Here is a 25,267-nt window from a genome sequence, read left to right as displayed (position 1 = left end):
AGGACTGCACCCATGGATATCGAAGCCAAACTCAAAGAACTGGGCATTCAGCTGCCGAGCGCACCGGCCCCGGCTGCCAATTACGTCCCCTATGTCGTGGTCGGCGATATGGTCTACATCTCCGGCCAGATCTCGGCCGGCCCCGAAGGGCTGATCACCGGCAAACTGGGCGCCGACATGGATGTGGCCGCAGGTCAGAAAGCCGCCCGCCAATGTGCCATCGCGCTGCTGGCGCAGCTGAAAGCCGCCTGTGATGGCGATCTCAATCGCCTGAAGCGCGTCGTCAAACTCGGCGCTTTTGTGAATTCCACCGATAGTTTCACCGACCAGCCGCAGGTGGTGAACGGCGCTTCCGATCTGATGGTCGAAGTGCTGGGCGATGTCGGCCGTCATGCCCGTGCCGCCGTCAGTTCGCCTTCGCTGCCGCTGGGGGTCGCTGTGGAAATCGACGGCGTGTTCCAGATCTCATGAGAGCTGACCTGCCTGCCGCACTCCTGCGCCAGCCCATAACCCATCGCGCGCTGCATGATGTGCGCGATGGCCGCCCGGAAAACAGTCGCGCCGCCATCCGCGCCGCGATCGAGGCTGGCTATGGTATCGAAATGGATTTGCAGCTGTCCTCGGACGGCTGCGCCATGGTGTTTCACGATTACGCCCTGGACCGGCTGGCCGAAGGCACCGGTCTGGTGGCGGATCACACCCGCGATCAGCTGCGCGCGATCCCGCTCAAGGGCGGCGACGGTGAATGTATCCCCGATCTGGCAGAGATCCTTGATTTGGTGGCAGGCCGCGCGCCGCTGCTGATCGAGCTGAAGGATCAGGACGGCGATATGGGCCCCAACATCGGCGCGCTGGAGGCAGACACCCTGCGCCAGTTGCAGGGCTACAAGGGCGATGTCGCCCTGATGTCCTTCAACCCGCATTCCGTGGCAGAGCTGGCACGGCTGGCGCCCGAGGTGCCGCGCGGACTGACCACCAGCGCCTATGATCCGGTCAGCTGGCGCGAATTGAGCACGCCGACCTGCGACCACCTGCGCGCGATCCCCGATTTCGACCGCGTCGAAGCCAGTTTCATCAGTCACGAAGTTCAGGACCTCGGCCGGGATCGCGTCACGCAGCTGCGTGATCAGGGAGTGCCGATCCTGTGCTGGACGGTGACCTCTGCCGCGATGGAAACCGAGGCACGCAAAATTGCGCATAATGTCACCTTCGAGCGCTATCTTTCTGATATTCCGGGTTGAACCCGTCCGCGACGGACACAGATACTGTCTGTCGCGGAGGCATTGAATGGAACAGGCGCAGATCGAAATCGAAGTGCTGGCTGCGCTGTCGCAGCTGGAGGCTGCGGAATGGGACGCCTGCGCCTGTCCCGAGGCCGCTGATGGCGGCCCACCGCTCGACCCCTTTACCACCTACCGGTTCCTGTCCGCGCTGGAGGACAGCGGATCGGTGGGGCGGGGCACCGGCTGGCAGCCGCAGTATCTGACCGCGCGGCGCGACGGCCTGCTGATTGCCTGCGCCCCTATGTATGTGAAATCCCACAGCCAGGGCGAATATATCTTCGACCACAACTGGGCCCATGCCTATGAACGCGCGGGCGGGCATTACTATCCCAAACTTCAGATCGCGGCCCCCTTTACCCCCGCGACAGGCCGCCGCTTTCTGATCAGGCCCGGGTATGAAGGCGTGGGCCAGTCCGCGCTGGTACAGGGCGCCGTGCAGCTTGCCGCCAATAACCGCGTCTCCTCGCTGCATGTCACCTTCTGCACCGAGGATGAGGCCGCCATGGGCGCCGAAATGGGTCTGATGGCGCGGGTCACCCAGCAGTTTCACTGGCTGAACGACGGCTACCGCAGCTTTGACGATTTCCTCGCCGCGCTAGCGTCGCGCAAACGCAAGACCATCCGCAAGGAACGCGCTCAGGCGCAGGGCTTCGGCGGCGAGATCCGCTGTTACCACGGCAGCGATCTGCGCCGCGAACACTGGGATGCCTTCTGGACCTTCTATCAGGACACCGGCGCGCGCAAATGGGGCTCGCCCTATCTCAGCCGCGCGTTCTTCGACATCGCCCATGACACCATGGCCGACGACATGCTGCTGATTCTTGCCGAACGCGACGGGATACCGGTGGCCGGTGCACTGAATTTCCTAGGCCGTGAGACGCTTTACGGTCGCTACTGGGGGTGCACCGAACACCACCCCTGTCTGCACTTCGAACTGTGCTACTATCAGGCTATTGAACACGCGATTGCGCGTGGTCTGACGGCCGTCGAAGCAGGCGCGCAGGGCGAACATAAACTGGCGCGCGGCTATCTGCCCCGGCAGACCCACAGCCTGCATTGGGTGGGCGATCCCGGCTTTGCCGATGCAATTGCCCGCTATCTGGACGCCGAACGCGGCGCCATCGAGGAAGAGATCGAGATCCTGACGGACTACGGTCCGTTCCGCAAACCCCATGTGGAGGAGCAACAATGACCGAGAAACTTTCTGAAGCCACCCGTGGCCCGCTGCTGGACCCGCTGTTCAGCGCCGGATGGGAGGTGGTCGAGGGCCGCGACGCCATCACCAAGACCTTTAAATTCGCCAGCTTCGTCGATGCCTTTGGCTGGATGACGCGGGCTGCAATCTGGGCCGAAAAATGGGACCACCACCCGGAATGGAGCAATGTCTACAATACCGTTACAGTGACCCTGACCACCCATGACGTCGGCGGTATCAGCGCGCTGGACGCCAAGCTGGCGCGCAAGATGGAGAGCCTTGTCTGACAGGCGCCGTCTTCATCCCCGGTAGAATGACAAGAGAGGCACGGGTATCCGCGCCTCTCTTGGTGTTTCTAGCGCCCCGATCTTGGTCTGGGGCAGGGGCTCAGCCCATCGCCTCCAGCAGGGCCTCGCCTGCCGACAGCTCACATTTGCCGGGCGAATCCTCGGCATTCATGATCTCGACCTTGCCGTCGCGGGCCAGCATCGCATAGCGCAGAGAGCGCCCGACCAGCCCCGCCGCAGGCGCGTCCAGCCGCATCCCGATCGCATCGGTAAAGCCGCATTCGGCGTCCGACAGCATGGTAATCCCCGCTGCACCGGCACCGGTCGCCTCTGACCAAGCCTGCATCACAAAGGGATCGTTGCCCGCAATGCAGATGATTTCATCCACGCCCTTGGCCGCCAGCGCCTCGGCGTTGCGCACGAAACTGGGCACATGGGCGGAATGGCAGGTCGGCGTAAACGCACCCGGCACCGCAAAGATCGCCACCGTGCGCCCCTTTGTCAGATCGCTGATCGCGACCTGCTCCGGCCCGTCCTTGCCCATCCGCGTCAATGTCGCCTCCGGCAGGCTGTCCCCTTGTGAAATCATGCTGTGTTCCTCTCCGTGCTGATTGTGTTTTATGTTCCCCCACATATAGGGTTCGGCAACAGCCTGACCAGCACGCAAACTGGCAATGGCATTTCCGAAAGACAGCAGAAGGCACAATAGCAAATGACCCATTTTGTCGTGATCGGGGCAGGCCAGGCGGGGGCCTCGCTGGTGGCGCAGCTGCGCAAGCAGGGTTTTGACGGAGAGATTACGCTGATTGGCAGCGAACCCGTTGTGCCCTATCAGCGCCCGCCTCTGTCAAAGGCCTATCTCCTGGGGGAGATGGAGATGGACCGCCTGTTCCTGCGGCCCGAGAGTTTTTATGCCGAGGCCAATATCACCTTGAAACTTGGCCAGCAGGTGCAGGCCATCGACCCGGCGGCGAAAACCGTGACGCTGGCGGATGAGGTGCTGCACTACGATCAGCTGGCGCTCACCACCGGCTCCACCCCCCGCCGCCTGCCTGCGGCCATCGGCGGCGATCTGGGCGGGGTCTACGTCCTGCGCGATCTGGCGGATGTGGATGCCATGGCCCCGGCGGTCACGGATGGCGCGCGCACGCTTATCGTCGGCGGTGGCTACATCGGGCTGGAGGCCGCAGCGGTCTGCGCCAAACGCGGGGTTGCCGTGACGCTGGTCGAGATGGCGGAGCGCATCCTGCAACGGGTCGCAGCTCCCGAAACCTCGGATTATTTCCGCGCGCTTCACACAGGCCACGGTGTTGATCTGCGCGAAGGCGTGGGTCTTGTGCGGCTGGAAGGTGAGGGCCGCGCCGTCAAACGCGCCGTGCTCAGCGATGGCAGCACGGTCGAGGTGGACTTCGTCATTGTCGGCGTCGGCATCACCCCGGCCACCGATCTGGCAGAGGCGGCAGGCCTCGCGCTGGAGAATGGCATCCGGGTGGATGAACAGGGCCGCACCTCGGATCCGTCGATCTGGGCGGCGGGCGATTGTGCGTCCTTCCCCTATCACGGCAGCCGCATCCGGCTGGAAAGCGTGCCCAACGCCATTGATCAGGCAGAGGTCGCCGCCCGCAATATGCTCGGCGCGAATGAAACCTATGTGGCCAAACCCTGGTTCTGGTCCGATCAATACGACATCAAACTGCAGATCGCGGGCCTCAACACAGGCTACGACAACGTGGTCACCCGCACTGGCAGCGATGGCACCATGTCGTTCTGGTACTATACCGGCGATCAGCTGGTGGCGGTGGACGCAATGAATGATCCGCGCGCCTATATGGTTGCCAAACGTCTGATCGAGGCCGGGCGTACCGCTGACAAATCCGTCGTGGCGGACGCTGACGCGGATCTGAAGCCGCTGCTGCGCACATGAGGATCATCGCCGGCGAGTTTCGTGGCCGCGCGCTCACCAGCCTGGGCAAGGGCGACGCGGGCGCGCATCTGCGCCCCACCACCGACCGTGTGCGCGAAAGCCTGTTCAACGTGCTGGGCCATATCGTCGATTTCGACGGCGCGCGGGTGCTGGATCTTTTTGCAGGCACAGGTGCCCTGGGGCTTGAGGCGCTGTCGCGCGGCGCGGCCGAGGCCGTGTTTGTGGATGATGGCCGGGTGTCGCAGGGGCTGATCACCAAGAACATCGACCTGCTGCGCATCAAGGACCGCGCCCGCCTCATCCGCCGTGATGCCACCCGCCTGCCGGTCAATGACGCTGCGCCTTACGATGTGGTCTTTCTCGATCCGCCTTACGGCAAGTCGCTGGGGCAAAAGGCGCTGGCGGCGGTGACAAAAGGCGGCTGGCTGGCCGAGGAGGCGCTGGTTGTCTGGGAAGAAAGCAGCCCCATGCAGCCCCCCGAAGGATTCACTCTGCACGACAGCCGCAAATACGGGGACACCCATGTCACCCTTCTGTGGCGCGAGAGCTGAGCATCAGCCCAAAAGGACAGCACCATGCCGATTACATATCCCACGCCGAAACTGGTGATTTTTGATTGCGACGGTGTGCTGGTCGATAGTGAAACACTTAGCAATCAGGTGCTGGTCGACAATCTTGGACGGTATGGTCTGCAACTGTCGCTGGCGGAGTGCATGGACCTCTTTGTTGGTGGCACCATGGCGGATGTCCGAACCAAGGCCATCGCGCGCGGTGCGGATCTGCCCGAGAACTGGGTGGCGCAGGTCTATGATGAAACCTACGCAAGGCTGCGGCAGGGTGTGGATCTGGTGCCGGGTATCCCGGATCTGCTGGCGCTGTTACAAGCCCGCGGCATCGCCTTCTGCGTCGCCTCCAACGGCAGCGAGGAAAAGATGCGGATCACCCTTGGTCAGAATGGCCTCTGGGACCTGTTCCATCCCCATGCCATGTTCTCGGCCCAGACGCTGAAGACCGGCAAACCCGATCCCGATCTGTTTCTTGCGGCGGCCTGTCATTTCGACGTGCAGGCGCGCGACTGTCTGGTGATCGAAGACAGCGAAAACGGCGCCCTCGCCGCCGCCCGCGCCGGGATGCGCTGCCTTGGCTTTGACCCGCAGGGCAACGCCAGCCGCCTGACCCGCCACAACGCCGAACATATCACCGCCATGTCAGAGGTTCCGCGCCTGATTGGACATATTCCCTAAAGGCACCCTCAGGTAGAGTGCGACATTTTCACAGCAATCTATACGCTTTGTTCAGCGGAACACCCCACGATCCAACCGCAGGATTTACACCGTTCGATGCAGGCAATATCCGGCCTGTGAAACGGACGATCAATCGTTTCGTTCAGCACTTCATTTCAGATGCTCAAAATTGACGTAGGACACAATATGAAATTCAATCTCCGTATTGGCCTGGCGCTCGCCAGCGCCTTGGCCCTGTCGGCCTGCGTGTCGCCTGATGTTGTCACCAAAACGCAGGTGGGGGATGCCAAGCTGACCTGCACCGAAATCGCGGTGCAGCTGAACCAGCTGGAAGAGATCCGCAAAGAAGCCAAGAAGGGCAAGAGCATGTCCGGCGAGAATATCGCCGCCGCGCTGTTGTTCTGGCCGGCTGTTATCGGCAACCATTCCAACGCCAAGCAGGCGCTAGAAGCCGCGAACGAGCGTCACGAGGTTCTGGTAGCCCTGGCAGAGCGCAAACGCTGCAAGCTCTGATACCGGTACGGGGCAACCCGTATCGCAGAACGACAAAGGGGCGCGCCACAAGGCACGCCCCTTCTTTGTTAAATGATACGGCATCAGCCGTAGGTCGGGTGAAACTTCCCGCCGGGCGACAGGGTAAAGATCTCGGCCCCATCAGCAGTCACCCCAACAGAATGTTCAAACTGCGCCGACAGCGATTTATCGCGGGTAACAGCGGTCCATTCGTCCGCCAGGATCTTGGTTTCCGGTCGGCCAAGGTTCACCATCGGCTCGATGGTGAAGAACATGCCTTCCTCCAGCACCGGGCCGGTGCCCGGGCGGCCATAATGCAGCACATTGGGCGGCGCGTGGAACACCTGACCCAGACCATGGCCGCAGAAATCCCGCACCACGCTCATACGCTGCGCTTCCACATAGGACTGGATCGCATGGCCAATGTCGCCAAAGGTATTGCCGGGTTTCACCGCCTCGATCCCCTTCATCAGGGAGTCATGGGTCACCTGGATCAGCCGCTCGGTCTTGCGCGACAGCTTGCCTGCCACATACATCCGGCTGGTGTCGCCAAACCAGCCATCGACGATGACGGTGACGTCGATATTCAGGATATCGCCATCCTTCAGCTTCTTGTCGCCGGGAATCCCGTGACAGACCACATGGTTCACGCTGATGCAGCTGGCGTGCTGATAGCCCTTGTAGCCGATGGTGGCTGAGGTCGCGCCTGCGTCCTCCACCATCTGGGTGATCAGCCGGTCCAGCTCGCCGGTGGTCTGACCGGGGACGACATGGGCAGCGATATCGTCAAGGATCCGTGCCGCCAGCGCCCCGGCAGCGTGCATTCCGGCAAAATCGCCGGGCTCATAAATGCGAATGCCGTCTTTGGTGGTGCGGCCGTCTTTCGATCTCATCAGATGAGGCTCCATCGGGTGTCTTTGACATAGCTATCTACGCGCTCCGCGCCAAAAGGGCCAGAGCCGGCACCACCGCCTGCCGGGAACTTTTTACCACCCGGATGCGTTCCCCTCCCTGACGAATTGCAATCGCACCACGGAGGAACCCGCAGCCATGGACAGCATGAACGCCCTGATGCAGACCGAAATCTACAACGGAAAAGCGCTGGCCGATCTGATCACGCTAGAATTTCTGGCTCAGGCCATGGGCAGCGTGCTCGCCGCCATGCTGATCCTGATGGCTGGCTTCATCGTCGCGGGCTGGGTCAAACGACGGATCGTTCAGATCGGCGACAGCCATGCCAGCCTTGATGTGACGCTGTTCCACTTCCTCGGCAATCTGGCACGCTATGTGATCCTTGCCTTTGCGGTGCTCTTTGTTCTCAACACCTTCGGGGTCCAGACCACCTCGATCATCGCGGCCATCGGTGCCGCGGGTCTGGCCATCGGTCTGGCCATGCAGGGCGCGCTGTCCAATGTGGCAGCTGGCATCATGCTGATCCTGTTCCGCCCGTTCAAACTGGGTGATTTCATCGAAGTGGACGGCGAAATGGGCACGGTCAAGGAAATCACCCTGAACAACACGGTGATCGCCGACCTGTCGAACCTCAAGGTGATCATCCCCAACTCCGAAGTCTGGGGCAACACGATCACCAATTACTCCGAATATGACACCCGCCGCGCGGAATGGACCTTCGGCGTCGGCTACGGGGCCAACCTTGCCACCGCCGAGCAGGTCATCCGCGACGCCATCATGTCCGACAGCCGCTCGCACGCAGAGCCGGAACCCTTCATCCAGGTCAATAATCTCAACAGCAGCTCGGTGGATTTCCTGGTCCGTGTCTGGGTCGATGCGGCGGAATATTTCCAGTATCAGGCGGATATGAAACGCCGGGTGAAGGAAGCACTGGATGCGGCCGGAATAGATATTCCTTTCCCGACCCGGACGCTGGTGCAGGCCAGCCCCGACAGCTCGGACAGCTCGGATAGCGCCGAGCAGAGCAAAAGTGGCGCCACCGACACGCAGAGCGAAGCAGCCTGACAGGCGACCCGCAGCGCTCAGCCCGCGCCTGCGCCAATCGCGCCCGCAATTGCAACACCCTCCGGGGTGATGCGGGTGGCGATCACCAGCCGCTCCACCCCCGCAGCCGCCGCCGCATCCCAGGCGGCGGCATAGGTCGGGTCGATATCGCCGGCGATCTGAAACCGCTCACAATCACCGCGCTGCACCAGATAGAGCAGCACCGCCCGGTGACCGGACCGGCACATGTCGGCCAGGTTGCCCAGATGCTTGGCCCCGCGCGCGGTCACGCTGTCGGGGAACTCCGCCAGACCGGGCTGGCGTGACAGCGTCACGCTTTTGACCTCAACATAGCAATCGGGCAGGCCGGGCTGGCTCAGCAGGAAATCAATGCGGCTCTTCTCGGCATATTTCACCTCGGCCCGGACCGTTTCATAGGCCGACAGCGCTGCGATCTGGCGTGCCTCCAGCGCCGATTTCAGCGCGCGGTTCGGCACCGATGTATCCACACCCACCAGGGTGCCACCGGCAACCTCGACCAGCCGCCAGCCGTATTTCAGCTTCTTCTTCGGATCGTCATTCGGCTCCAGCCAGACCGTGCTGCCCGGGTCCGCCAGCCCCATCATCGAGCCGGGATTGGCACAATGCGCGGTTATTTCGCGCCCATCCGGCAACTGGCAGTCCGCCAGAAACCTCTTGTAGCGTCGGATCAGCGTGGCGGGCAGCAGAGGGGTTTGAAAGCGCATGTGACAGGGCCTATACCTGCGCTATCATTGGTTCAAGAGGAGGAGCGCAGATGGCCACCCCAACCGGCGCCATGCCAACCGCAGCGATGCTTGTCATCGGTGACGAGATTCTGTCCGGGCGCACCCGCGATGCCAATATGTATTACCTCGCCGGCGAGCTGAGCAAACATGGCATCGACCTGCAGGAAGTGCGCGTCGTCAGCGACAATGAGGCCGCGATCATCGCCGCCGTCAGGGCGCTCTCGGATGGTTTTGACCATGTCTTTACCAGCGGCGGTATCGGCCCCACCCATGACGACATCACCGCCGATTGCATCAGCAAGGCCTTTGATGTGCATCTGGACGTGCGCGAGGATGCGCGCGCGCTGTTGCAGGCCCATTACGACAAATCCGGGCAGGAGCTGAACGCGGCCCGCCTGCGCATGGCCCGGATCCCCGATGGCGCCACGCTGATTGAAAACCCGGTCTCCACCGCGCCCGGTTTCACCCTGCGCAACGTGCATGTGATGGCCGGGGTGCCCAGCGTGTTTCAGGCCATGGTCGCCTCGGTCCTGCCGACGCTCACCGGCGGTGCGCCGCTCTTGTCGCAGACCCTGCGAGTGCAGCGGGGCGAGGGCGACATTGCCCCTATCCTGACCGCCATTGCCGAGGCCTATGATGACCTCTCCATCGGCTGTTACCCGTTCCAGCAGAATGGTGCGTTTGGCGCCAATGTGGTGGTGCGCGGTGCCGATGGCGCGCGGGTGGATGCGGCGATTACCGCGCTGGCGCGGGATCTTGATCTTTGACTGCCACGCCGTCGCTGACCGACCCGAAATACTATGACGTCACCGACCACACCTGGCCTGCCGCCGAGGTCCGCCAGCTGGGTCCGGTCACCCTGCGCCGGGGCGATGGCGGCGGCAGCCGGGTCTCCGCAGCAACCGTCATCACAGGCCACGCAAGCGAGGCAGAAATCACCGCCGCCGAACTGGCGATGTCGGAGATGGGGCAGGATCATCTGTTCATGATCCGCGACGGTCAGGACGCCCTTGATGCGCAGCTGGCGGCACGCGGCTACGTGATCAAGGATCCGGTGGTGCTCTGGACCTGTCCTGTCGAACAGCTCTGCCATGTTGAAATCCCGCCCGTGACCGCCTTCTGCGTCTGGGAACCCCTTGCGATCCAGCATGAAATCTGGGCCGCCGGTGGCATCGGTCCCGAGCGCTTTGCGGTCATGCAGCGCACGGCGGGGGCCAAGACCTCGCTGCTGGGCCGCTGCGATGATTCCCCCGCGGGCACCGGTTTTGTGGCGATCCACGACGGCACCGCCATGGTGCACGCGCTGGAAATCCTGCCGCACCAGCGGCGCAAGGGCATGGGCGTCTGGCTGATGCACCGCGCTGCGCAATGGGCCGCCGATCAGGGCGCGCGCGAACTGGCGGTTCTCTGCACCGAAGCCAACGCCGGGGCAAACGGTCTATATGCCTCACTTGGCATGCTGCGCGCCGGGCGTTACCACTATCGCCACAACCCAGAGGGAGTGTAACCGATGACCCGCGACGCTGATGCCCCAACCGCATTGGACCTGCCGATGGTGGACCCGCTGCCGCCGGAGACGCAGAAATATTTCGACATCTGCCAGGACAAACTCGGCATGGTGCCCAACGTGTTGCGGGCCAATGCCTTCGACATCGACAAGCTCAACGCCTTTACCGCGATGTATAACGACCTGATGCTGGCGGACAGCGGCCTGTCAAAGCTGGAGCGCGAGATGATCGCGGTGGTGGTCTCCGCCATCAACAGCTGTTTCTACTGCCTCGCAGCCCATGGCGCGGCCGTGCGTCAGCTGTCGGGCGATCCCAAGCTGGGCGAAATGCTGGTGATGAACTACCGGGTTGCTCCGTTGGAGCCCCGCCAGCGCGCCATGCTGGATTTCGCGGCCAAGGCGACCAAGGCCAGCGCCGAGATCGAAGAGGCCGACCGCCAGACCCTGCGCGACCACGGCTTCAGCGACCGCGATATCTGGGATATCGCCAATGTCACCGGCTTCTTTAACATGTCCAATCGGGTTGCCAGTGCCACCGGCATGGTCCCCAACGACGCCTATCACGCGCAGCACCGGTGATCCGTCGCGCTGTCCTTGCCGCCCGGCGGCTGACGCCTGCGGTGGCGGGGCTGCTCTGTGCGGCCCTGCCGTCCCTTGTGGCAGCCCAGGGTATCGAGCTGCCGCCCGGCGCGCGCCAGCTGGCCGAACGGCCAACCGCCCTTGGCAGCTACGCGGTACCGCTAGGTGCGGCCAGCGACGACGGCGTGCCCGAACGCCAGGTTGAAGGTCAGATTCTGCGCCGCAGCTGGCGGATTTCCGGCGATTCCACGGTTTTACAGGTGCTGGCGCCATTGCGCGCGCAGCTGGTCGATGCCGGCTATGACCTGCTGTTTCAATGTCCGGCGCGCAGCTGCGGCGGCTTTGATTTCCGCTTTGATATCGAGGTGATCCCGGCGCCGGATATGACGGTGGATGTCAGCAACTTCAGCTTCCTCTCTGCCGAACATCCCGACGGGCGGATCGTCACCCTGCTGGTTTCCCGCTCCGGCAATGCAACCTTTGTGCAGATGATCGAAGTCCGCCCCGCGGAAACCGCCAGCGCGGCACCGCGCGACGACACCGCCACCACCGCCAGCCAGCCAGAGGAGGCGCCGATCGTGGCACCGCCGCTGGTCGGCGCGGCAGAGCTGATCGAGCGCCTGCGCCGCAATGGGCGCGCGGTTCTGGCGGATCTCGAATTTGAAACCGGCGCGGTGGCGCTTGGGGCCAAACCCTATGCCAGTCTGGCGGCGCTGGCAGAGTTCCTCAGCCAGAACCCCGACTATTCCGTGCTCTTGGTGGGCCATACCGATACCGTCGGCAGTCTTAGCCAGAATATCGCGCTCTCCGAACGGCGCGCCGATGCGGTGCGGACCCGCCTGCTGGAGGAGGGCGATCTGGAGCCTGGTCGCGTGTCGGTGGCAGGTGCGGGCTTCATGGCGCCGCTGACCAGTAACCTCAGCCCCGAGGGGCGCGAGGCCAACCGCCGGGTCGAGGTGGTTCTGATCGCCCGCTGACAGGCCGCTGACAGGACGCTCACAGGAAGCCCGCAGATCTCCCATGGCTACCGCCCTGAGGCCCGGAACGGGAAAACCCGGCACAATGGCCGGGTCCTCTCCAGTTCCAACGGGGCGCGCGGCTCACCAGGTGATGCCATCCTTATCGGCAAAGGCCTCAGCGAGAAAGTCGATGAACGCCCGCACCTTGGGCTGGGTAAAGCGGCCAGGAGGGTAGACCGCATAGATGCCTTGGGTTTCCATCGGCAGCGAGGGCATGACGTCCTCGACCAGGCCCTCGGCCATGGCATCTGAATAGAGATAGCTTGGCAGATAGGCGATCCCGAGGCCGGAAATGGCCGCATTCAGCAGCGACTGCCCGTCATTCACCGACAGCCAGCCAGAGGTCCGCACCTGCCGTTTTTCGCCCGACGGCGCGGTGATTTTCCACATGCTGCCGCTGGACTGGTTCGAATAATGCAGCAGCTTGTGCATGTTGAGATCGTCGATCTTCTGTGGACGACCGAATTTCTCCAGATAGGCGGGGGAGGCGATCATCCGCTTGGTGGTTTCGGTCAGCTTGCGCGCACGCAGAGAGCTGTCTTCTAGCTCGCCGATCCGCAGCGCCATATCAAACCCTTCGGAGATCAGCTCCACATAGCGGTTGTTCAGCACCATGTTGACGGTGATATCGGGATAGTCGCGCAGGAAGTCCGACAGCACCGGCGACAGGTGATTGACGCCGAAATCCGTCGCCACTGAAATCCGCAGCAGCCCCGATGGCGCCGATTGCATGGAGGTGACCAGCGCATCCGCCTCACCGGCATCATTCAGGACACGGCGGGCGCGGTCATAATAGGCCAGCCCAATTTCTGTGGGCGATACCCGCCGCGTGGTCCGGTTCAGCAGCCGCGCGCCCAGACGGGCCTCAAGGCTTGAGACATGTTTGGACACCGCCGATTTGGAGATCCCCATCTTCTTTGCCGCATCGGTGAATCCGCCCTGGTCCACCACATTGGCAAAGGCCTCCATTTCGGTCAGTCGGTCCATAGCACTCGCGTCCTTGTTTACCCGTGTTGCCTCAAATGTCGCGGGCAAATCGGGCAAGAACGGGGCGAGGGTGGGATAATTGCAGGGTTATTCACCCATAGTTTACCAGCTGGAAACACCTGCGGCTCGGCCCGAAGATCGCAATAGCAGTCAAAGCCACTATGTTGAGAAGGGCTTACATCAATGGGAGGACAACTTATGACTGCGATCATCAGGTCCACGATGAGAACCACGCTGGCGGCCCTCGTCGCCTGTGCCCTGCCGGTTTCCGCGGCCCTGGCCGGCGGCGAAACCCCGTCGCCGGAGGGGGCGGAGGTCTACTTCGTGATGCCCAGGGATGGCGATACCGTCTCATCCCTGGTCACCGTGGTCTTTGGCCTGCGCGGCATGGGGGTGGCTCCGGCGGGCACCGAAAAGGAAAACACCGGTCACCATCACCTGCTGATCGACCGCCCGCCGCTGGGCGAGGGCGAGGATGGCGCGGATGAGCTGTCCTACGGTCTGCCATCGGATGAAAACCACATCCATTTTGGCGGCGGCCAGACCGAAACGACACTGGATCTGGCACCGGGCGAACATACGCTGCAACTGGTGATGGGCGATTACGGCCATGTGCCGCATTCCACCCCGGTGGTATCGCAGGTGATCACCATCACGGTCGAATAGGCGAGGCAACGGGCGGCGATACTTCGGCGCAGGGCGAAGCATCGCCGTCGGGCCGGCTGCTAGATCAGGGGCGTATTTCTCAACGAAGGACGCCCCATATGCTCACCTGTGTCATCCGCTACCATATCGACCCCACCAAACGTGAGGATTTCGCCACCTACGCCCGCAACTGGGGGCAGGCGATCCCCCGCTGCGGCGCCGATCTGATCGGCTATTATGCCCCGCATGAAGGCTCATCAACGCTGGCCTATGGCATCTATGATGTGGCAAACCTTGCCGAATACGAAGCCTACCGCGCGCGTCTCGCAGCCGACCCACTGGGCCGCGAAAACTACGCCTTCGCCCAGGAGCGCCGCTTCATCCTGCGCGAGGATCGCACCTGGCTGAAAAAAGTTTCCGACCAAGAAGGATCCACAGGATGATCGCAGTCATATTCGAGGTTGAAATCAAGGATGGCGCCAAGGACCGCTATCTTGAGATCGCAGCCAGTCTGAAGCCGCTTCTGGAACAGATCGAAGGCTTCATCTCCGTCGAACGGTTCCAGAGCCTCACCACGCCGGGCAAACTCCTGTCGCTGTCCTTCTGGGAGAGCGAGGACGCCGTGGCCAACTGGCGCCAGCTCAGCGCCCACCGCGCGGGGCAGAAAGAGGGCAGGGACCATGTGTTCAGGGATTACCGCCTGCGGGTGGCAGGCGTGCTGCGCGACTACGGCATGGATCGGCGCGACGAAGCCCCCGCCGATGCCCGCGCGGCCCACGACCCTGTTGCCACGTGAAACACGAGGGACGCAGGCTACACCTCTGGGGCTTTGCCGTGATCGGTATGGCCCTCTTCACCTCTCTTGTTGGGGCGGAAGAGGCGCGAATACCCGGCGCGGCGATCCTGTCGCCCCGAGATGGCGATATCGTCGCGTCGCCCATCACTGTTGGTATCCGCGTACCCGCAAAGGGCGCATATCACCTCTATGTCGATGGCGACCCTGTCGGTTCCGATGGGTTGCCCATGGGCGACATCCGCCTGACATTGGATGTGCCAACAGGGGTCCACGAACTCGACGTGCGCCAGATGGGCGCCGCCGTCAGCGGTCAGGCTATAACCGTGCTTGTTGACCGGATCACCTTGCCGGACGACAAAAACTGCCTCGCCTGTGGCGGTTTGCGCCGCCCTTGATCGTTACGTCAAAGACCCCGGTTGCGAACCGGGGCCGTTGTGGAAATAGACACATTAACCGGTCGCAGCTTCAGCGCGGGTGGCGGCCTTCTTCGATCTCTTCCACGATCTTGCCGACAAATGCCTTCAGATCATCGGGGTTGCGGCTGGTCACGATCCCGTTGTCCGCGACGACCTCCGCATCCTGCCAATCGGCCCCCGCGTTGATCATGTCGGTCTTGATCGACTGAAACGAGGTCATGGTGCGGCCCTTGACCAGACCGGCCTCGATCAGCAGCCAGGGCGCATGGCAGATTGCGGCGACAACCTTGCCCTGATCGTAGAAACCGTTGATCAGCTCGATCACATCGTCATTGATGCGCAGCAGATCCGGGTTGATCTGGCCGCCGGGCAGGACCAGTGCGTCGTACTCCTCGACACGGACCGCCTCCAGCGCCAGATCCGCCTTGGCCTCACGGCCCCAGTCATCGCCTTCCCAGCCCTTGATCGCCTTGCCATCGAGGCTGGCGACAGAGACCTCAGCGCCCTTGACCCGCAGCTGATCGCGCGGGAATTCCAGTTCGGACTGCTCGAACCCATGGGTGGCAATCATCAGGATCTTGGCGTCGGTGATACGGGGCATGAAACTCTCCTGTCTGTCGTGGCGGTAATCGCGCCACCGGGGCGGCGCCGTTCACAGACAAAACGCCACTGGGCGCCGGAGGTTCCACAACCGCAAACGACCCCCGCCACCACAGGCGGCGAGGGTCGCAAGATTTACATAGCGGCGGGACGGTGCCGGATCAGAGGCTGGCCGCCAGCCGTGTACCCTGATTGATGGCCCGTTTGGCGTCCAGTTCGGCCGCCAGATCGGCGCCGCCGATCACGTGGCAGGATGTGCCCTGTGCCTCCAGCGCATCCGCCAGCGACCGCTCCGACAGCTGGCCAGAGCACAGCACAACGGTATCCGCCGCGATCACGGTTGGATTCTCGCGCGCCTCGCCAAAGCTGACATGCAGCCCGTCGTCGTCGATCTTCTCATAGTTCACGCCGCCGACGAAATTCACATCCTTCATCTTCAGCGTGGCGCGGTGGATCCAGCCGGTGGTCTTGCCCAGCCGCTTGCCGTGGCGCTCCGCCTTGCGCTGCAACAGCGTCACCTCGCGGGCCGGGGCCTCGGGCTGCGGGCCTTCGGGGGCCAGACCGGCGCGATGCTCGGCCGGGTCCGCAACGCCCCATTCCTTCATCCACAGGGGCAGGTTCTCGGTGGCGCTTTCACCTTCGTGCAGCAGGAATTCCGACACATCAAAGCCGATGCCGCCTGCGCCGATCACCGCCACCCGCTTGCCCACCTTGGCCTTGTGGCGCAGCACGTCGATGTAATCGACCACATTGTCACGGTCCTGACCGGGGATCTGCGGATCGCGCGGCACCACACCGGTGGCAATCACCACCTCGTCAAAGCCCTTGAGATCGCCCGCCGACACCTCGCGGTTCAGCTCCAGCGTCACATCGCTCTGGGCCAGCATGGTGCGATACCAATCGACCAGCCCCCAGAATTCTTCCTTGCCCGGCACCTGCTTGGCCATGTTCAGCTGGCCGCCGATCTCGCTTGCGCGATCAAACAGCGTCACCTTGTGGCCACGTTCCGAGGCCGCCAGCGCGGTGGACAGACCCGCAGGACCCGCGCCGACAATGGCGACGGTCTTCACGCTCTCCGCAGGCGTCAGCACCAGTTCGGTCTCATGGCAGGCGCGCGGATTCACCAGGCAGGAGGTCAGCTTGCCGCTGAACGTATGGTCCAGACAGGCCTGATTGCAGGCGATGCAGGGTGCGATCTGATCGGCCTTGCCCTCCGCCGCCTTGGCGACAAAATCCGCATCCGCCAGCATTGGCCGCGCCATCGACACCATATCGGCGCAGCCCTCGGACAGCACCTGCTCGGCGACCTCCGGCGTGTTGATCCGGTTCGATGTGATCACCGGAATGCCAACCTTGCCCATCAGCTTTTTGGTGACCCAGGCAAAGGCCGCGCGGGGAACAGATGTGGCAATCGTCGGAATGCGCGCCTCATGCCAGCCAATACCGGTGTTCAGGATGGTGGCACCGGCCTTCTCGATCTCCTGCGCCAGTTCGACCACCTCGTCATAGGTGGAGCCATTGGGCACAAGGTCGATCATCGACAGGCGGTAGATGATGATGAAATCCGTCCCCACCGCCTCACGCGTGCGGCGCACCACCTCGATCGGCAGGCGCATCCGGTTCTCATAGGACCCGCCCCAGCGGTCCTCGCGCTTGTTGGTATGGGTGACGAGGAACTGGTTCAGGAAATAGCCCTCCGACCCCATGATCTCAACGCCATCATAGCCCGCCTGCTGTGCCAGCACTGCGGCATTCACGATGTCGGAAATCTGCTTCTCGATACCCTCTTCATCCAGCTCCTGCGGCGGGAAGGGCGAGATCGGCGATTTTATCGGGCTTGGCGCCACGCATTTCGGACCATAGGCATAACGCCCGGCATGCAGGATCTGCATCGCGATCTTGCCCCCGGCCTCATGCACGCGGTTTGTGACGATGCTGTGGTTGGCCACATCCTGCTCGCTCGCCATCATCGCCGCCCCCGGCAGAACCGATCCTTCAAGGTTCGGACCAATGCCACCGGTGACCATCAGCGCCACGCCACCGCGCGCCCGGTCGGCATAGAATTCGGCCACCCGGTTCCAGTCCTTGGTTTCCTCAAGCCCGGTGTGCATGGATCCCATCAGCACGCGGTTTTTCAACGTGGTAAAGCCGAGATCCAGCGGCGCCAACATTTTCGGGTACGCAGTCATGACACTCTCCCTGGTAGTTCTCTGATAAGTCTTTGGTCTTCGTTTGCGCGAAAATGGCCCGGCCTGAAAGGGATTGTCACTTTGGACGCGGCGTCAACCTCTTGCACGACGCTGGGGCACAGGTGCACAAGGGGTGCATCCAACCAAGGAGAGACTGGATGACCCCCGAAGATATCGCAACCCTGCCGTACCGGCCCAATGTCGGCGTGATGCTGGTCAATGCAGCGGGTGAGGTCTGGGTCGGCCAGCGCATGGACCGGCACAAGGACGCCTGGCAGATGCCCCAGGGTGGTATCGACGCAGACGAAGATCCCAGGCTGGCGGCGCTGCGCGAACTGGAGGAAGAAACCGGCGTCACCGCCGATCTGGTCGAGATCATCGCCGAAAGCAACGGCTGGCTGCCCTATGATCTGCCCGCCGAGGTGGTGCCGCATTTCTGGGGCGGCAAATATCGCGGGCAGGAACAGAAATGGTATCTGATGCGCTTTCTCGGGCGCGACGATCAGATCAATATCGCCACCGACCACCCGGAATTCTCCGCCTGGTGCTGGCAGCCGGTCGATCAGCTGGTCGGCAAGATCGTGCCATTCAAACGCGAGGTCTACGAACGGGTTATTCAGGAGTTTCAGGACCATCTATGATGGTTCGGACTGCCCCCCGTCTGACAAAGGATGTCCTGATGTCGCCGCTTTGCACGCTTTTTCTGCCCGTTGCCCTCCTGTCTGCGCTGGCCGGTCCCGCATCCGCCCTCAGCTGCCTGCCTTGGGGACCGTCGGACGCCTATCTGGAGGCGGTGAAATCCGACAAAAACTACGTCGTGGTCGAGGGTAAGCTCAGCTTTGATGAAACCGCCCTGCCGAAACCGCCGCAGGACAATCCCAATGATGCGCCGCCGCGCAGCCTGATCCCCGCGCGGATCAACGGCAAGGTGATGACCCCGGACGGCTTTTCAAAAGACGTCGATCTGGACATCACGCTGGAACTCCTCTGCTTTGGGCCGTGGTGTGCTGGCGCTGCGGATGGCGTGGACTATCTGGCCTTTCTGGAGCAGCGCGCAGGCGATTACGTGCTGCGCATGGATCCCTGTGGCGGCTTTGGCTTCGGGGGCACCGACGGTGCCGCCCGAGAGGAGGTGCTGGCCTGCCACGCGGGCACATCCTGCACCCCTTGGTCCGAACGCTAACCCGGACCCGGTTTGGGAGACTAGATGCTAGCCACCCGCCGCCTCCGCCAGCGCAATCCGCTTTGCCCCAGCCACAGGCTGAACAGCGCAAGGCCCGCGCCAATCGCCTGTTTCGCCGTCAGCGCCTCGCCGAGGAACACCCAGCCGAGCACCACCGCTGACAGCGGGCTGAGCACCCCGAGAAGCGACACCACCGATGGTTCCAGCCGGGCGATGCCGCGAAACCACAACACATAGGTCGCAGCGCCGCCGATCAGGCTCATGTACGCCAACCCCAACAGGTTCTCGGCACTCAGCTGCGGCAGCGATGGCAGCGACCACAGGGTGACCGGGATCAGCAGCAGCCCGCCCGCCGTCAGCTGCCAGGCGGTGAAGGTCAGCAGCGACACAGGCGGCTGCCACTTGCGGCTCAGCACCACGCCGGCTGCCATCGCAATGGCCCCGGCGAGCCCTGCCAGAACACCGATCCCGTCCAGCTGCGCACTCGGCGTCAGCACCAGCAGCGCCACGCCCAGAATGCTCAGGGCCGCCGCCAGCACTGCCGCCGTGCGCACCGGCGTCTTCAGCATCAGCGCCGACAGGAACACCACCACCAGCGGCTGCACCGCGCCAAGGGTCGCAGCAACCCCGCCGGGCAGGCGATAGGCGGCCACAAACAGCAGGCTCCAGAAGATCGAGAAGTTCAGCGCCCCCAGCACCAACAACCGCGGCACCCAGCTCAGCGGCGGCAGTTGCCGCACCATCAACATCAGCAACAGCCCCGCAGGCAGCGCGCGCAGCAGTGCCACCAGCAGCGGCGACTGCCCCGGCAGCAGGGTGGTGGTGACAATATAGCTGCTGCCCCAGATCACGGGGGCCAGCGCGGTAAGGATCAGATCGCGGCTTTGCATGGCAGAGATTCCTTTATTTCTCGACATCAAGATATATCGGTTTTTCTTGACGTCAAGATATCATGCGATAATACCTTCCCACATGGACCATGTGGATTTTGTGACCCAGCAATGGGAGCGAGAGCGCCCCGACCTTGATGTATCGGCGATGGCCGTCATCGGGCGGGTCGGACGATTGGCGCAAGCCTATCAGAAAGAAATGCAGAAAACCTGGGCGCGCTATGATCTGAACGCGGCCAAGTTCGATGTGCTGGCCACCCTGCGCCGGGCAGGCGCGCCTTATCGGCTGTCACCGGGGGATCTGTTGCAGGCCACCATGGTCGCCTCCGGCACCATGACCAACCGCATCGACCGGCTGGTGGACGCCGGTCTGGTGGCGCGCAGCGTCAACCCCGAGGACAGCCGCGGCTTCCTGATTGAGCTGACGCCAGAGGGGCTGAAGCTGATCAACGAGGTGGTCGAGGCCCATGTCGCCACTCAGGCCCGCCTGCTCGGCGATCTGTCGGATACCGAACAGCGCAGCCTGACACAGCTTCTGTCCAAGGCGCTGAACGCGGCAGAAACCGCCTGAAGCCCCCCACGACCGTCAGGGCCGATCACCGATGAAAAAAGCCGCCCCCGATTGCTCGGGGGCGGCTGTGCAATAGTGGCTGCGGGCACGGCCCCGGCTCAGATCAGCCCTTCGCGGCGCAGCACCTGATTCATCACCGCCTTGGGGCGGGGGCCGATATGGCTGATCACCTCGGCGGCGCAGACATTGCCGATCCTGGCGCAGGTCTCGATATCCAGCCCCTTGGCCATGCCGAACAGGAACCCGGCCGCAAATTGATCGCCGGCCCCGGTGGCATCCACCGGCACCACCCGCTCAACCGGCACTGTCACGCGGGTGTCGCCCTCAACCACGGTGACGCCATCGCCGGAGCGGGTGCAGACCACCAGCGGGCAGATGGCGGCTGTCTTGGCCAGCGCCTCTTCCAGATCGTCGGTTTCAAACAGCGATTTGATCTCGGCCTCATTGCCGATCACGAAATCGAGGTCGTGTTCGATCAGCGACAGGAAGTCGGCCCGGTGGCGTTCCACACAGAAGGGATCGGAAATCGCGATGCCGCATTTGCCGCCGCCGTTGCGGCAGTCCCGCGCCGCTTCCATAAAGGCGCTCTTGCCCTTGTCTTTGTCGAACAGATAGCCCTCAAGGAACATCAGCTGCGCCTTGCCGGCCACCGTATCCGGCACATCCGACGAGGACAGCTCGGAGGAGATGCCCAGATAGGTGTTCATCGACCGCTCGCCATCGCCGGAGACAAAGATCATCGACCGCGAGGTCGGCAGCTCGCCGCCCGCAACCGGCGGGTTCACAAAATCCACGCCGTCATCCGCCATCGCCTTGGCGTAGAACCGCCCCAGCGCATCGTCATGCACCCGCCCGATAAAGGCCGCATTCAGCCCCAGTGCACCCGCGCCCGCAATGGTATTCGCCACCGAACCGCCGGGCGTCTGCACCCGTTCCTGCATCGCCGCATAGAGCACCTCGCCGCGATCACGTTCGATCAGCTGCATAATGCCTTTCTCGATGCCCATATGCTCCAGAAAGCTGTCGTCACATTGGCTGATCACGTCCACAACGGCATTGCCGATCCCGACGAGCTGGTAGGTTTTCATAGAGTCTTGTCCTCAAACTGGCAGAGATCGCGGATGATGCAGGTGGGGCACATCGGCTTGCGAGCCTTGCAATGGTATCGTCCGTGCAGGATCAGCCAATGATGGGCATGAAGCTGGAAATCTGCCGGAATATTGTCTTCGATGGCACGTTCGACCGCATCGACATCCTTGCCCGGCGCAATGCCCGCCCGGTTGCCAACGCGAAAGATATGGGTGTCCACCGCCTGTGCGGGCTGGCGCCACCACATGTTCAGCACCACATTTGCGGTCTTGCGCCCGACACCGGGCAGGGATTGCAGCGCCGCGCGGGAATTGGGCACGATGCCGTCATACTCCTCGACCAGAATCCGCGACATCTTGATCACGTTCTTGGCCTTCTGGCGATATAATCCGATGGTCTTGATATGCTCGATCAGACCTTCTTCGCCCAGATCCAGCATCTTCTGCGGGGTGTCGGCAATCTTGAACAGCTCGCGTGTTGCCCGGTTCACGCCCGCATCGGTGGCCTGCGCCGACAGCGCCACCGCCACCACAAGCGTATAGACGTTGACGTGATCCAGTTCGCCCTTCGGCTCTGGATCCGCTGCCTGAAACCGCGTGAAGATCTCACGCAGCGTGTGATAATCGAGTTGCTTTGCCATCGCGGCCCTTAATGCCGCGCAGGAACAGTCGGCGCAAACAGAAAAGCGGGTCAGGGTGAGCGAAGCGTTACACTGCGGCTTGCCGGTCTCGCGCAGGCCCTTCGCGCAAGATCCGGGTCGCACTGCCCGGCCAGCGCCATATACTGAAGCACAGGACCACAGGCGGGAGTGCGACCCATGACATTGCAGACGCGCGAGGAGAGCTATCATTACGGCGTCATGCGCCGGGCGATTGCGCTGATTGACGATGGCGGCGAGGATCTGACGCTGGCCGAACTCTCTGCCGCGATGGGGATGAGCCCCTCGCATTTCCAGCGGCTGTTTTCGGCCTGGGTCGGCGTCTCCCCCAAACGCTACCAGCAATATCTGCGGCTGGGCCATGCCAAGAGCCTGCTGGAGGATCGCTTCACCACGCTGGAGGCCGCCCATGCCGTGGGTCTTTCGGGCAGTGGCCGGCTGCACGATCTGTTCCTGCGCTGGGAGGCGATGAGCCCCGGTGAATACGCCCGCAAGGGGGCCGGTCTGACAATCCACTGGGGCTGGTTTGACAGCCCTTTCGGTCTGGCGCTGGTGATGGGCACGCAGAAAGGCATCTGCGGGCTGGCCTTCGCGGCGGAAACCGGGCCGGAGGCGGCGATGGCGGATATGCGGTCACGCTGGCCTCAGGCCGCGTTTGCCGAAACCCCGGAGCTGTTGCGGCCGCAGGCGGAGGCGATCTTTGCACAGCGCGGCGAGGCGACCCTGCATATGATCGGCGCCCCCTTGCAGATCAAGGTCTGGGAGGCGCTGCTGCGCATCCCGTCCGGGCAGGTCACCACCTATTCCGAGATCGCCCAATCCATCGGCGCGCCGCGTGCGGTGCGCGCCGTCGGCACGGCGGTGGGGCGCAACCCGGTCAGCTGGCTGATCCCCTGCCACCGCGCCCTGCGCAAATCCGGCGCTCTTGGCGGCTACCACTGGGGGCTGCCGGTCAAACGCGCGATGCTGGCCTATGAGGCGGCGCGGGAGGAGGGGCAGCAGGACGGCGCGGCCTGATCCGCGCACACCCTGTCCTGACTCGCGCGCCGCGCAAACAGCCGCCGCAGCAGGGCGGGGCGCTTGCCACCCGGCGCGATCTCGGCCTCGGCCCGCGCTGCGGCCATTGCGGCGGCCTTTGCCGCGCCCCGGATCTGAGCGACCTCCCGCTCTACTTCGTAGGATTTGGAAAACTGGCGCTGCGCCTCCCATTTGTCTTTGCCCAGCGTGATCAGAACAATCCAGTCATAGGTCAGCATGGTGTTTCTCCTTCTGTCTGAAGTCAGAACACCACAACGCTGCTGACACGCTTTGTCAGCGGCCTGTGCTAAGATGTCAGCAGCCTGTCAGCGGAGAGAGATCATGGAGCGCACCGGCCGCCTGTTCGAAGTCATCCAAATCCTGCGCGCCGCCTCCGCCCCGATCCGGGCGGAGGATCTGGCGGAAAAGCTGGAGGTCTCAAAACGCACCGTCTACCGCGATATCGCCGCGCTTCAGGGGATGCGCACCCCGATCGAGGGGGAGGCGGGCATCGGCTATGTGCTGCGCAAGGGCTATGATCTGCCGCCGCTCAACTTCGACGAAGAAGAGCTGGAGGCGCTTTATGTCGGCCTGTCCCTGTTGATGCGAACCGGCGACGGCGCCTTGCAGGAGGCGGCCAAAAGGGTCTGTCGCAAAGTCATGGAATGCCGCTCGCCCGGAGATCGGTTGCAGGTGGCCCCCTGGGGCGGCGCGCCGCTGGATGATCCCGAGCGGGGCTGTGTCAAAGGGGCTGCTGCGACAGGCGGTCCGGGAAAGCCGCAAACTGCGGCTCACCTATCTCTGTCCCGACAGCGGCGAAACCCTGCGGGTCCTGCGCCCGCTGGCGCTGATCTACAACGTCGAAACCACGCTGCTGGCGGCCTGGTGCGAATTGCGCGGCGGCTTTCGCCATTTTCGCGCCGACCGGATGCTCTGCGCCGATCTGCTGGCGGACAGCTTTGCGGCAGAGGCCGATCTGCTGCGCAAACTCTGGATGGAACAGGGCGGCGGACTTGAGGAGGATGCGGCCCGGATCACCTCAGCCTAAAGCAGAGCTTGGGCAGGTTTTCGCCGAGCCAAAAAGACGTTACCTTGTGATGACGGCACCGCAACACGATATTCTCCGCAGCACGGGCCCCGCCCGGATTGAGCAAGCAAAAGGCAGATTTTTGATGATGCAGATGAAACTTACCACCGCAGCCATCCTGGCCGCAGGCCTGGGCCTGACCGCCTGTACCGATCCCGCAACCGTCGGCACCCCCGGCAGCAAGACCCAGAGCGGCGCTCTGATCGGGGGCCTGATCGGCGCGGGCGTTGGCGCTGCTGCCAATGATTCCGACCGGGGTCTGGGTGCTGTCACCGGCGCGCTGGTCGGTGCCGCCGCCGGCAGCGTCATCGGCAACCAGCTGGACGCGCAAGAGCGCGAGCTGCGCCAGTCGATCTCCAATGATGGCATCTCCATCGTCAACACCGGCGACCGTCTGATCGTGTCGCTGCCCAATGACCTCACCTTTGCCACCGACAGCGCGGCGATCTCGCCCGCGGTGCGCTCTGACCTGAACAAGGTTGCCGCCAGCCTGGTGCGCTACCCCAACAGTCAGGTTCAGGTGATTGGCCATACCGACAGCGATGGTGATGCCGCCTATAACCAGGGCCTGTCGGAGCGTCGCGCCAATGCGGTTGCCGATCAGATCCAGGCCGGTGGCGTGCCCTACAACCGCGTGCAGATCATCGGTCGCGGCGAAAGCCAGCCGGTGGCGTCGAACCTCACACCCGATGGCAAGGCGCGCAACCGCCGCGTGGAAATCGTCGTGATCCCGCAGGGCGCCTGAGCCTCCTGACGCAGCCATATCCGGGGTGTTGCCCCGTCCGAGCAGAAAGACCGCGCCGCAGGGTGCGGTCTTTTTTCTGCGCAGTTATGTAACTATTCCAGACTGCGTGGCGTTGTGTGG

General features: G+C 63.3%; 32 protein-coding genes and 1 pseudogene. 23 read left to right on the top strand and 10 right to left on the bottom strand.

Annotated elements, in window-relative coordinates:
• Nucleotides 1-12: 12 nt before the first annotated feature.
• Genes VWZ81_RS11940 through VWZ81_RS11925 form a run of 4 tightly spaced genes read left to right on the top strand, consistent with a single transcriptional unit; the run spans nucleotide 13 to nucleotide 2,765 of the window.
• Complete coding sequence (locus VWZ81_RS11940) at nucleotides 13-471, top strand: RidA family protein (protein ID WP_416535280.1); 459 nt, start codon at nucleotides 13-15, stop codon at nucleotides 469-471.
• Nucleotides 468-1,241: a glycerophosphodiester phosphodiesterase family protein gene (locus VWZ81_RS11935; protein ID WP_416543262.1), complete on the top strand. Its 774-nt coding sequence runs from the start codon at nucleotides 468-470 to the stop codon at nucleotides 1,239-1,241. The genes VWZ81_RS11940 and VWZ81_RS11935 overlap by 4 nt, the downstream gene beginning before the upstream one ends.
• Nucleotides 1,242-1,287: 46 nt before the next feature.
• Nucleotides 1,288-2,475, top strand: coding sequence for a GNAT family N-acetyltransferase (locus VWZ81_RS11930; protein WP_416537420.1), 1,188 nt, complete (start codon nucleotides 1,288-1,290; stop codon nucleotides 2,473-2,475).
• A complete protein-coding gene (locus VWZ81_RS11925; RefSeq protein ID WP_416537419.1) occupies nucleotides 2,472-2,765 on the top strand; it encodes a 4a-hydroxytetrahydrobiopterin dehydratase in 294 nt (97 codons plus the stop codon). The genes VWZ81_RS11930 and VWZ81_RS11925 overlap by 4 nt, the downstream gene beginning before the upstream one ends.
• Before the next feature lie 100 nt (nucleotides 2,766-2,865).
• Here the strand turns inward: VWZ81_RS11925 and VWZ81_RS11920 are convergent, their stop codons facing one another.
• Nucleotides 2,866-3,354: a peroxiredoxin gene (locus VWZ81_RS11920; RefSeq protein ID WP_340546790.1), complete on the bottom strand. Its 489-nt coding sequence runs from the start codon at nucleotides 3,352-3,354 to the stop codon at nucleotides 2,866-2,868.
• Between the two features lie 123 nt (nucleotides 3,355-3,477).
• Between VWZ81_RS11920 and VWZ81_RS11915 the strand changes: the two genes are divergently transcribed.
• The 4 genes from VWZ81_RS11915 (at nucleotide 3,478) to VWZ81_RS11900 (ending at nucleotide 6,446) form a co-directional block, all read left to right on the top strand.
• On the top strand, nucleotides 3,478-4,689 hold the full coding sequence (locus tag VWZ81_RS11915; RefSeq protein WP_416543263.1) for an NAD(P)/FAD-dependent oxidoreductase: 1,212 nt from the start codon (nucleotides 3,478-3,480) through the stop codon (nucleotides 4,687-4,689).
• Nucleotides 4,686-5,240, top strand: a complete 555-nt coding sequence (gene rsmD, locus VWZ81_RS11910; protein ID WP_340546792.1) for a 16S rRNA (guanine(966)-N(2))-methyltransferase RsmD — start codon at nucleotides 4,686-4,688, stop codon at nucleotides 5,238-5,240. Before VWZ81_RS11915 ends, rsmD begins: the two co-directional genes overlap by 4 nt.
• Before the next feature lie 24 nt (nucleotides 5,241-5,264).
• A complete protein-coding gene (locus VWZ81_RS11905; RefSeq protein WP_416535274.1) occupies nucleotides 5,265-5,933 on the top strand; it encodes an HAD family hydrolase in 669 nt (222 codons plus the stop codon).
• A gap of 186 nt (nucleotides 5,934-6,119) precedes the next feature.
• Entirely contained in the window at nucleotides 6,120-6,446 is a 327-nt protein-coding gene (locus tag VWZ81_RS11900; protein ID WP_040181163.1) for a hypothetical protein, read from the top strand.
• A gap of 83 nt (nucleotides 6,447-6,529) precedes the next feature.
• On the opposite strand, the gene map is transcribed toward VWZ81_RS11900, so the two are convergent.
• Entirely contained in the window at nucleotides 6,530-7,339 is an 810-nt protein-coding gene (gene map, locus VWZ81_RS11895) for a type I methionyl aminopeptidase (protein ID WP_340546794.1), read from the bottom strand.
• Between the two features lie 157 nt (nucleotides 7,340-7,496).
• Here map and VWZ81_RS11890 point away from each other — a divergent pair, with 157 nt between their 5' ends.
• Nucleotides 7,497-8,423 (top strand): mechanosensitive ion channel family protein, encoded by a 927-nt coding sequence (locus tag VWZ81_RS11890; protein ID WP_340546795.1) that lies wholly within the window; start codon nucleotides 7,497-7,499, stop codon nucleotides 8,421-8,423.
• 17 nt (nucleotides 8,424-8,440) lie between these two features.
• Here the strand turns inward: VWZ81_RS11890 and sfsA are convergent, their stop codons facing one another.
• Nucleotides 8,441-9,148 (bottom strand): DNA/RNA nuclease SfsA, encoded by a 708-nt coding sequence (gene sfsA, locus VWZ81_RS11885; protein WP_340546796.1) that lies wholly within the window; start codon nucleotides 9,146-9,148, stop codon nucleotides 8,441-8,443.
• 50 nt (nucleotides 9,149-9,198) lie between these two features.
• Here sfsA and VWZ81_RS11880 point away from each other — a divergent pair, with 50 nt between their 5' ends.
• The 4 genes from VWZ81_RS11880 to VWZ81_RS11865 are packed head-to-tail and all read left to right on the top strand — an operon-like array spanning nucleotide 9,199 to nucleotide 12,232.
• Nucleotides 9,199-9,936 (top strand): competence/damage-inducible protein A, encoded by a 738-nt coding sequence (locus VWZ81_RS11880; protein ID WP_340546797.1) that lies wholly within the window; start codon nucleotides 9,199-9,201, stop codon nucleotides 9,934-9,936.
• A complete protein-coding gene (locus tag VWZ81_RS11875) occupies nucleotides 9,933-10,676 on the top strand; it encodes a GNAT family N-acetyltransferase (RefSeq protein ID WP_416543264.1) in 744 nt (247 codons plus the stop codon). The genes VWZ81_RS11880 and VWZ81_RS11875 overlap by 4 nt, the downstream gene beginning before the upstream one ends.
• Nucleotides 10,677-10,679: 3 nt before the next feature.
• Complete coding sequence (locus tag VWZ81_RS11870) at nucleotides 10,680-11,255, top strand: peroxidase-related enzyme (protein WP_340546799.1); 576 nt, start codon at nucleotides 10,680-10,682, stop codon at nucleotides 11,253-11,255.
• Nucleotides 11,252-12,232 (top strand): OmpA family protein, encoded by a 981-nt coding sequence (locus VWZ81_RS11865; RefSeq protein ID WP_416543265.1) that lies wholly within the window; start codon nucleotides 11,252-11,254, stop codon nucleotides 12,230-12,232. Before VWZ81_RS11870 ends, VWZ81_RS11865 begins: the two co-directional genes overlap by 4 nt.
• A 123-nt stretch (nucleotides 12,233-12,355) precedes the next feature.
• On the opposite strand, the gene VWZ81_RS11860 is transcribed toward VWZ81_RS11865, so the two are convergent.
• Nucleotides 12,356-13,261, bottom strand: coding sequence for a LysR family transcriptional regulator (locus tag VWZ81_RS11860; RefSeq protein WP_340546801.1), 906 nt, complete (start codon nucleotides 13,259-13,261; stop codon nucleotides 12,356-12,358).
• 222 nt (nucleotides 13,262-13,483) lie between these two features.
• Here VWZ81_RS11860 and VWZ81_RS11855 point away from each other — a divergent pair, with 222 nt between their 5' ends.
• The 4 genes from VWZ81_RS11855 to VWZ81_RS11840 all read left to right on the top strand — a co-directional run bounded on the left by VWZ81_RS11855 (nucleotide 13,484) and on the right by VWZ81_RS11840 (nucleotide 15,097).
• Nucleotides 13,484-13,927, top strand: coding sequence for a DUF4399 domain-containing protein (locus VWZ81_RS11855; RefSeq protein WP_416543293.1), 444 nt, complete (start codon nucleotides 13,484-13,486; stop codon nucleotides 13,925-13,927).
• Nucleotides 13,928-14,025: 98 nt separating this feature from the next.
• Nucleotides 14,026-14,349 (top strand): NIPSNAP family protein, encoded by a 324-nt coding sequence (locus VWZ81_RS11850; RefSeq protein WP_416543266.1) that lies wholly within the window; start codon nucleotides 14,026-14,028, stop codon nucleotides 14,347-14,349.
• A complete protein-coding gene (locus VWZ81_RS11845; RefSeq protein WP_416543267.1) occupies nucleotides 14,346-14,702 on the top strand; it encodes an antibiotic biosynthesis monooxygenase family protein in 357 nt (118 codons plus the stop codon). The genes VWZ81_RS11850 and VWZ81_RS11845 overlap by 4 nt, the downstream gene beginning before the upstream one ends.
• The gene (locus VWZ81_RS11840) at nucleotides 14,699-15,097 is read left to right on the top strand and encodes a hypothetical protein (RefSeq protein WP_416543268.1); all 399 of its coding nucleotides are present in this window, start codon (nucleotides 14,699-14,701) and stop codon (nucleotides 15,095-15,097) included. Before VWZ81_RS11845 ends, VWZ81_RS11840 begins: the two co-directional genes overlap by 4 nt.
• 70 nt (nucleotides 15,098-15,167) lie before the next feature.
• Here VWZ81_RS11840 and VWZ81_RS11835 read toward each other — a convergent pair whose 3' ends face one another.
• Nucleotides 15,168-15,719 carry a type 1 glutamine amidotransferase domain-containing protein gene (locus VWZ81_RS11835; RefSeq protein WP_416535264.1) on the bottom strand — a complete coding sequence of 184 codons (552 nt, stop codon included), beginning with the start codon at nucleotides 15,717-15,719 and terminating at the stop codon, nucleotides 15,168-15,170.
• 160 nt (nucleotides 15,720-15,879) lie between these two features.
• Nucleotides 15,880-17,907 carry an FAD-dependent oxidoreductase gene (locus VWZ81_RS11830; protein ID WP_416543269.1) on the bottom strand — a complete coding sequence of 676 codons (2,028 nt, stop codon included), beginning with the start codon at nucleotides 17,905-17,907 and terminating at the stop codon, nucleotides 15,880-15,882.
• Between the two features lie 158 nt (nucleotides 17,908-18,065).
• On the opposite strand from VWZ81_RS11830, the gene VWZ81_RS11825 reads away from it, so the two are divergent.
• Together VWZ81_RS11825 and VWZ81_RS11820 are read left to right on the top strand one after the other, a co-directional pair.
• On the top strand, nucleotides 18,066-18,548 hold the full coding sequence (locus VWZ81_RS11825) for an RNA pyrophosphohydrolase (RefSeq protein ID WP_340546806.1): 483 nt from the start codon (nucleotides 18,066-18,068) through the stop codon (nucleotides 18,546-18,548).
• Nucleotides 18,545-19,090 (top strand): hypothetical protein, encoded by a 546-nt coding sequence (locus VWZ81_RS11820; RefSeq protein WP_416543270.1) that lies wholly within the window; start codon nucleotides 18,545-18,547, stop codon nucleotides 19,088-19,090. The genes VWZ81_RS11825 and VWZ81_RS11820 overlap by 4 nt, the downstream gene beginning before the upstream one ends.
• A 20-nt stretch (nucleotides 19,091-19,110) precedes the next feature.
• On the opposite strand, the gene VWZ81_RS11815 is transcribed toward VWZ81_RS11820, so the two are convergent.
• Complete coding sequence (locus VWZ81_RS11815) at nucleotides 19,111-19,980, bottom strand: EamA family transporter (protein WP_416543271.1); 870 nt, start codon at nucleotides 19,978-19,980, stop codon at nucleotides 19,111-19,113.
• Between the two features lie 82 nt (nucleotides 19,981-20,062).
• On the opposite strand from VWZ81_RS11815, the gene VWZ81_RS11810 reads away from it, so the two are divergent.
• Nucleotides 20,063-20,551, top strand: coding sequence for a MarR family winged helix-turn-helix transcriptional regulator (locus tag VWZ81_RS11810; protein WP_260082048.1), 489 nt, complete (start codon nucleotides 20,063-20,065; stop codon nucleotides 20,549-20,551).
• A 98-nt stretch (nucleotides 20,552-20,649) separates the two neighbouring features.
• Here VWZ81_RS11810 and VWZ81_RS11805 read toward each other — a convergent pair whose 3' ends face one another.
• A complete protein-coding gene (locus VWZ81_RS11805; protein ID WP_416543272.1) occupies nucleotides 20,650-21,639 on the bottom strand; it encodes an adenosine kinase in 990 nt (329 codons plus the stop codon).
• Complete coding sequence (gene nth, locus VWZ81_RS11800; protein ID WP_416541203.1) at nucleotides 21,636-22,280, bottom strand: endonuclease III; 645 nt, start codon at nucleotides 22,278-22,280, stop codon at nucleotides 21,636-21,638. The genes VWZ81_RS11805 and nth overlap by 4 nt, the downstream gene beginning before the upstream one ends.
• Before the next feature lie 177 nt (nucleotides 22,281-22,457).
• On the opposite strand from nth, the gene VWZ81_RS11795 reads away from it, so the two are divergent.
• Nucleotides 22,458-23,315, top strand: coding sequence for a methylated-DNA--[protein]-cysteine S-methyltransferase (locus VWZ81_RS11795; RefSeq protein ID WP_416543273.1), 858 nt, complete (start codon nucleotides 22,458-22,460; stop codon nucleotides 23,313-23,315).
• Here the strand turns inward: VWZ81_RS11795 and VWZ81_RS11790 are convergent.
• Nucleotides 23,270-23,554: a hypothetical protein gene (locus VWZ81_RS11790; protein WP_416543274.1), complete on the bottom strand. Its 285-nt coding sequence runs from the start codon at nucleotides 23,552-23,554 to the stop codon at nucleotides 23,270-23,272. The two genes, VWZ81_RS11795 and VWZ81_RS11790, sit on opposite strands and share 46 nt — an antisense overlap.
• A gap of 103 nt (nucleotides 23,555-23,657) precedes the next feature.
• On the opposite strand from VWZ81_RS11790, the pseudogene VWZ81_RS11785 reads away from it, so the two are divergent.
• Both VWZ81_RS11785 and VWZ81_RS11780 read left to right on the top strand, forming a co-directional pair.
• Nucleotides 23,658-24,363 (top strand): annotated as a pseudogene (locus tag VWZ81_RS11785) (helix-turn-helix transcriptional regulator).
• A 124-nt stretch (nucleotides 24,364-24,487) separates the two neighbouring features.
• Nucleotides 24,488-25,147, top strand: coding sequence for an OmpA family protein (locus VWZ81_RS11780; protein WP_340546814.1), 660 nt, complete (start codon nucleotides 24,488-24,490; stop codon nucleotides 25,145-25,147).
• The last annotated feature ends 120 nt before the right edge of the window (nucleotides 25,148-25,267 follow it).

This window comes from Phaeobacter sp. JH20_34, assembly GCF_048056095.1.
In the GTDB taxonomy this organism is placed as follows: Bacteria; Pseudomonadota; Alphaproteobacteria; order Rhodobacterales; family Rhodobacteraceae; genus Phaeobacter; species Phaeobacter bryozoorum.
Note: the sequence above shows the minus strand (reverse complement) of the source record. Positions and strands in the feature narration are given on the sequence as shown.

Excerpts from the sequence above, each read along its gene's own strand:
- VWZ81_RS11940 (WP_416535280.1), top strand. The coding sequence starts at position 13 with ATGGATATCGAAGCCAAACTCAAAGAACTGGGCATTCAGCTGCCGAGC.
- VWZ81_RS11935 (WP_416543262.1), top strand. The coding sequence starts at position 468 with ATGAGAGCTGACCTGCCTGCCGCACTCCTGCGCCAGCCCATAACCCAT.
- VWZ81_RS11930 (WP_416537420.1), top strand. The coding sequence starts at position 1,288 with ATGGAACAGGCGCAGATCGAAATCGAAGTGCTGGCTGCGCTGTCGCAG.
- VWZ81_RS11925 (WP_416537419.1), top strand. The coding sequence starts at position 2,472 with ATGACCGAGAAACTTTCTGAAGCCACCCGTGGCCCGCTGCTGGACCCG.
- VWZ81_RS11920 (WP_340546790.1), bottom strand. The coding sequence starts at position 3,354 with ATGATTTCACAAGGGGACAGCCTGCCGGAGGCGACATTGACGCGGATG.
- VWZ81_RS11915 (WP_416543263.1), top strand. The coding sequence starts at position 3,478 with ATGACCCATTTTGTCGTGATCGGGGCAGGCCAGGCGGGGGCCTCGCTG.
- rsmD (WP_340546792.1), top strand. The coding sequence starts at position 4,686 with ATGAGGATCATCGCCGGCGAGTTTCGTGGCCGCGCGCTCACCAGCCTG.
- VWZ81_RS11905 (WP_416535274.1), top strand. The coding sequence starts at position 5,265 with ATGCCGATTACATATCCCACGCCGAAACTGGTGATTTTTGATTGCGAC.
- VWZ81_RS11900 (WP_040181163.1), top strand. The coding sequence starts at position 6,120 with ATGAAATTCAATCTCCGTATTGGCCTGGCGCTCGCCAGCGCCTTGGCC.
- map (WP_340546794.1), bottom strand. The coding sequence starts at position 7,339 with ATGAGATCGAAAGACGGCCGCACCACCAAAGACGGCATTCGCATTTAT.
- VWZ81_RS11890 (WP_340546795.1), top strand. The coding sequence starts at position 7,497 with ATGGACAGCATGAACGCCCTGATGCAGACCGAAATCTACAACGGAAAA.
- sfsA (WP_340546796.1), bottom strand. The coding sequence starts at position 9,148 with ATGCGCTTTCAAACCCCTCTGCTGCCCGCCACGCTGATCCGACGCTAC.
- VWZ81_RS11880 (WP_340546797.1), top strand. The coding sequence starts at position 9,199 with ATGGCCACCCCAACCGGCGCCATGCCAACCGCAGCGATGCTTGTCATC.
- VWZ81_RS11870 (WP_340546799.1), top strand. The coding sequence starts at position 10,680 with ATGACCCGCGACGCTGATGCCCCAACCGCATTGGACCTGCCGATGGTG.
- VWZ81_RS11860 (WP_340546801.1), bottom strand. The coding sequence starts at position 13,261 with ATGGACCGACTGACCGAAATGGAGGCCTTTGCCAATGTGGTGGACCAG.
- VWZ81_RS11855 (WP_416543293.1), top strand. The coding sequence starts at position 13,484 with ATGAGAACCACGCTGGCGGCCCTCGTCGCCTGTGCCCTGCCGGTTTCC.
- VWZ81_RS11850 (WP_416543266.1), top strand. The coding sequence starts at position 14,026 with ATGCTCACCTGTGTCATCCGCTACCATATCGACCCCACCAAACGTGAG.
- VWZ81_RS11845 (WP_416543267.1), top strand. The coding sequence starts at position 14,346 with ATGATCGCAGTCATATTCGAGGTTGAAATCAAGGATGGCGCCAAGGAC.
- VWZ81_RS11835 (WP_416535264.1), bottom strand. The coding sequence starts at position 15,719 with ATGCCCCGTATCACCGACGCCAAGATCCTGATGATTGCCACCCATGGG.
- VWZ81_RS11830 (WP_416543269.1), bottom strand. The coding sequence starts at position 17,907 with ATGACTGCGTACCCGAAAATGTTGGCGCCGCTGGATCTCGGCTTTACC.
- VWZ81_RS11825 (WP_340546806.1), top strand. The coding sequence starts at position 18,066 with ATGACCCCCGAAGATATCGCAACCCTGCCGTACCGGCCCAATGTCGGC.
- VWZ81_RS11820 (WP_416543270.1), top strand. The coding sequence starts at position 18,545 with ATGATGGTTCGGACTGCCCCCCGTCTGACAAAGGATGTCCTGATGTCG.
- VWZ81_RS11815 (WP_416543271.1), bottom strand. The coding sequence starts at position 19,980 with ATGCAAAGCCGCGATCTGATCCTTACCGCGCTGGCCCCCGTGATCTGG.
- VWZ81_RS11810 (WP_260082048.1), top strand. The coding sequence starts at position 20,063 with ATGGACCATGTGGATTTTGTGACCCAGCAATGGGAGCGAGAGCGCCCC.
- VWZ81_RS11805 (WP_416543272.1), bottom strand. The coding sequence starts at position 21,639 with ATGAAAACCTACCAGCTCGTCGGGATCGGCAATGCCGTTGTGGACGTG.
- nth (WP_416541203.1), bottom strand. The coding sequence starts at position 22,280 with ATGGCAAAGCAACTCGATTATCACACGCTGCGTGAGATCTTCACGCGG.
- VWZ81_RS11795 (WP_416543273.1), top strand. The coding sequence starts at position 22,458 with ATGACATTGCAGACGCGCGAGGAGAGCTATCATTACGGCGTCATGCGC.
- VWZ81_RS11790 (WP_416543274.1), bottom strand. The coding sequence starts at position 23,554 with ATGCTGACCTATGACTGGATTGTTCTGATCACGCTGGGCAAAGACAAA.
- VWZ81_RS11780 (WP_340546814.1), top strand. The coding sequence starts at position 24,488 with ATGATGCAGATGAAACTTACCACCGCAGCCATCCTGGCCGCAGGCCTG.